This is a genomic window from Shewanella sp. SW24, assembly GCF_025653395.1.
Lineage (GTDB): Bacteria > Pseudomonadota > Gammaproteobacteria > Enterobacterales > Shewanellaceae > Shewanella > Shewanella oncorhynchi.
Map to the genome: position 1 here is coordinate 1 of NZ_JAKKSH010000057.1, position 3,367 is coordinate 3,367.

At 35.6% G+C, this 3,367-nt stretch carries 3 protein-coding genes and 1 pseudogene; 1 reads left to right on the forward strand and 3 read right to left on the reverse strand.

All coding sequences use genetic code 11. The features are described from left to right. The 3 genes and pseudogenes from L5M17_RS22750 to L5M17_RS22760 form a co-directional block, all read right to left on the reverse strand. Nucleotides 1-141, reverse strand: a pseudogene (locus L5M17_RS22750) (IS4 family transposase); the annotation flags it as partial. A 102-nt stretch (nucleotides 142-243) separates the two neighbouring features. Further along, on the reverse strand, nucleotides 244-2,478 hold the full coding sequence (locus L5M17_RS22755) for a hypothetical protein (RefSeq protein ID WP_263149276.1): 2,235 nt from the start codon (nucleotides 2,476-2,478) through the stop codon (nucleotides 244-246). Nucleotides 2,479-2,579: 101 nt separating this feature from the next. Further along, nucleotides 2,580-2,996, reverse strand: coding sequence for a hypothetical protein (locus tag L5M17_RS22760; protein ID WP_263149277.1), 417 nt, complete (start codon nucleotides 2,994-2,996; stop codon nucleotides 2,580-2,582). A 215-nt stretch (nucleotides 2,997-3,211) separates the two neighbouring features. Between L5M17_RS22760 and L5M17_RS22765 the strand changes: the two genes are divergently transcribed. Next, nucleotides 3,212-3,367: transposase (locus tag L5M17_RS22765; RefSeq protein ID WP_263148747.1), on the forward strand; the 156-nt coding region annotated here is incomplete at its 3' end.

Below are 3,367 nucleotides of genomic sequence, written 5' to 3' on the forward strand. Positions count from 1 at the left end.
ATTTCGACCTAACTCAGTCAAGGTCAGTGTCTTACATTCAATCAGTGCCTTAGAGGCCAGCATCAAGCTGTTTAATCGTTTTAGGTGAAGTTCTGGGCAGTATTGGTGTAAAGAATGTTGTAGGATATTGGCTTCGCGCATCTTGTTGTCCAAGTGTAGTTTTTAGCGAAACCATTTGATCATGCAACAAGATGCGCTTCCACCCTAATTTGATGATTTATTTGTAAATCATCAGGGGATTCTTCAGTACTGTGCAAGCTCGCTTGTAAGTTTACGGAATTCAACACAAGACTTATTCTTATAGCCATACTCTCTAAATATAATGGAAAAAATCTCCATACTTTTAGTTAGCTTTTGCTTACAATCATCACCTCCTAAATGGACTTTATTCTCAACACTACGCTTAAATGCTGCAGCACGAAAAAGAAGTAACATCTCTCGATACCTGTGAGAGCCAATATCTTCAGTTCTATCAAAAATAACTTCATACTCTCCTAGGTATAGCAAAGAAATAAAATACCCATATATAACATCATTTGAAAATCTTGCTGAAGAGTTTTCTGGCTCTGCATAACGACCGTCAATTAACTGTTCATATAACTTCAATGCATTAGGCGTCTCATTTTGAGAACCATATAATTTAGCTAACTGCAGCATAACTACTGGATTTTTTGTCAATACGATTGAACGCCCATATGCTTTTACCGCACCAGGATAATCACTAACCATTTGAAAAACACGACCATGCTGGAAGAAAAAAAATGCATTTTTATCAATTTCATTAAAACGATCAAGCGAGCTAAATATAGCTGCAGCATTTTCTATTGAAATATTTTTACTCGCACATAACGAGTTAATTTTTTTAGAAACAATTTTCAATTCAGGACTGATATCATCTGGTATATAATTAGCATCAAACCTATCAATATTAAGCCCTTCTTGCTCTTTGCTTATCTGAGAAATCTCCATATTTCGACGTCTTATTTTCTCATTTAACTGCGTCCTAACCTCTAAATTTCTTGGATTTAGAACCAATAACTCTCGGATGGAGTCACTTAAACTATATACCTCATCAGATTTACTTTTATAAATTAATGTTGTTGCAGTCAATTCTTTTATTGATTCAGCCAATTCATCAGTAGTCAATTCAAGAAAGCTAGATAAATCCCTCCTAGATAAAGCACCACCAGCAAGTAGAGACTCTAGAATTCTTATAGAGTCATGTGACAACTTATCAATTAAATTATCATATGAAAATTTTACAATTTCACTTTTAGTATGTGAAATAGAATCAGGAACTGAGTACCCCTTCCCAATCAAGTCAATAGATAATCTTATTGCCAAGGGATTGTTGTTTGAGTTTTTTACTAAAGTATTAATATCATTTTTATGACTGTGTGTTATCCCCCTCTTGAGCATGTACTCTCTAGCCAAATTAAAACATAACCCATCTGTCAAACCGGGGAGAGGCATATTTGATGAATCATAAACTGTGACTCTACTTGTTACTATTACTTTCCAATTTCGTGGTAAATCATCAATAAATGGCTGAAAGGTTTCAGGACTTTCAACTAGCAAAGTTTCTAAGTTATCAATGCACAATATTAACTTCATTTCATTATACTTTTCTTTTACATCCTCAAAATTTATAGATTCATCACCATGGTACTCAACAAAGTAATCTTCAATTTCTTTTTCGATTTCAGATATTGTTTTAATGGCATCAAAACATACAAGTCCATCTGCCGTCAGACTTACTCTTTTCAATGTAACAAAACATATCCCATCAACTACATCAGAAAAGTCGGGACTTAAACTAATATCTTGTAAAACATCAAGAACTAATGCAGTTTTCCCAATCCCTCCTGGAGCAATAATTGAGATAAAATCAGCCCTTGGAGATCTAATCTTTGCTTTCAATAATTCACTTTCTTTATTTCTTCCAATTAGAGATGTAATCGAATGCTCAAACTGTTCAGGTAGATTATTAGGTATTGACCAGCAAATCTTTTCCAACCACTCCTCTGGCGGCTCTTTTAGCTCATTATTCTCAGCACAATACAGAGCCTCTTGTAACATTTCAAAGTTTAACTTCTCTATTGTAGGATGAGTTGCAATCGCTGCGGCTCTATACCAATAATTGACATGAAAGTCCTTTGTCGAATGACTAACAGCATTACGTATTTCAAAAATATCATTTGCAAAACAAAAGCTTTTTAACTCTATTAAATAGTCATGAACTGACTTATCTTTGCTTACACTTATAGCAAAATCAAAAAGCTCTCCAAAGTAACTAGCCTTAACTAACATTTTGGCATCTAAGACTTTATTTCTCTTCTTGGACTCTTCACGTTCAGAAATAGTATCAATAGCTGAAGAATCAATTAATGAGGAATCATTATTCAGAACTAAATTCCCTAACTCTTTTTCAAGAGCAAAGACAATCATTGATGTTTTTATGCGATCAAAGTCTAGCATCTCAATTCCTTACTAAATTTATTATAAAAAAGTTCACACTCTAGCTTTATAAAATAAAGCATAGACATTATCGTTTACCATAACCTTAATATAAAAGCATACTAAGGTAATGATTTTTCTAAATCGTATATTCTATCAAATTCTGCTTTTGCATCGGCTTTGTGGTTGATGCAGTTAACCATATGTTCATCTGACTTATAGTTTTTACAGTCTTCGGGGACTAGATAATACTTGCGCCATGCTTCGGCTTTGCGTATTCGAGCGGCCTCATTTTGTTTGGCTAGTCTAGATTTTTCTGCCGCGTTTTGTTGTAACTCTTGCTGAACCTGATACTCAGCAACCTGGCGATCTTTCGCAGCCTGCTGGCGAGTAAGTTCCGTTTGCTTTTGTTGCATAGCAAACTCATTAAGCCCTTGTGTCAGGCGGTATTCGACATAACTCAAATAGCCAATTCGCACTAATAAAGTGACCAAGCCCGCTAACAAGATCCCCAACGTAATTTGTAAAACTGATTTCATCCCTAACTTCCAAAGTCCATTACCGATAAAAATGCGATTTATGCCGTTAAAATCCGAGCAACATTAAGATGTTGCTGACTGTACCTATCAAGCCCAGTATCAAAACTTTAATCACACCAAACACTAGGGCTTGTTGATCTTTCGTGATGGATTATTAGACAGCATGATGGGCTGGTATAATTACTTTCGCCAAAAACTAACCATGACAACCCATCATGCCAAGAACAATGTTAACAGACGAGTACTGGTCAAAGCTAATCAGATTGATGCTTAAAACGGGCCGCGTATATGACAAGCCCGAACACAGAAATACTTTCGAAGGCATTTTGTATCGGATGCGGGTCGGTTGCCCTTGGCGCGATGTGCCAGAA

Excerpts from the sequence above, each read along its gene's own strand:
- L5M17_RS22755 (WP_263149276.1), bottom strand. The coding sequence starts at position 2,478 with ATGCTAGACTTTGATCGCATAAAAACATCAATGATTGTCTTTGCTCTT.
- L5M17_RS22760 (WP_263149277.1), bottom strand. The coding sequence starts at position 2,996 with ATGAAATCAGTTTTACAAATTACGTTGGGGATCTTGTTAGCGGGCTTG.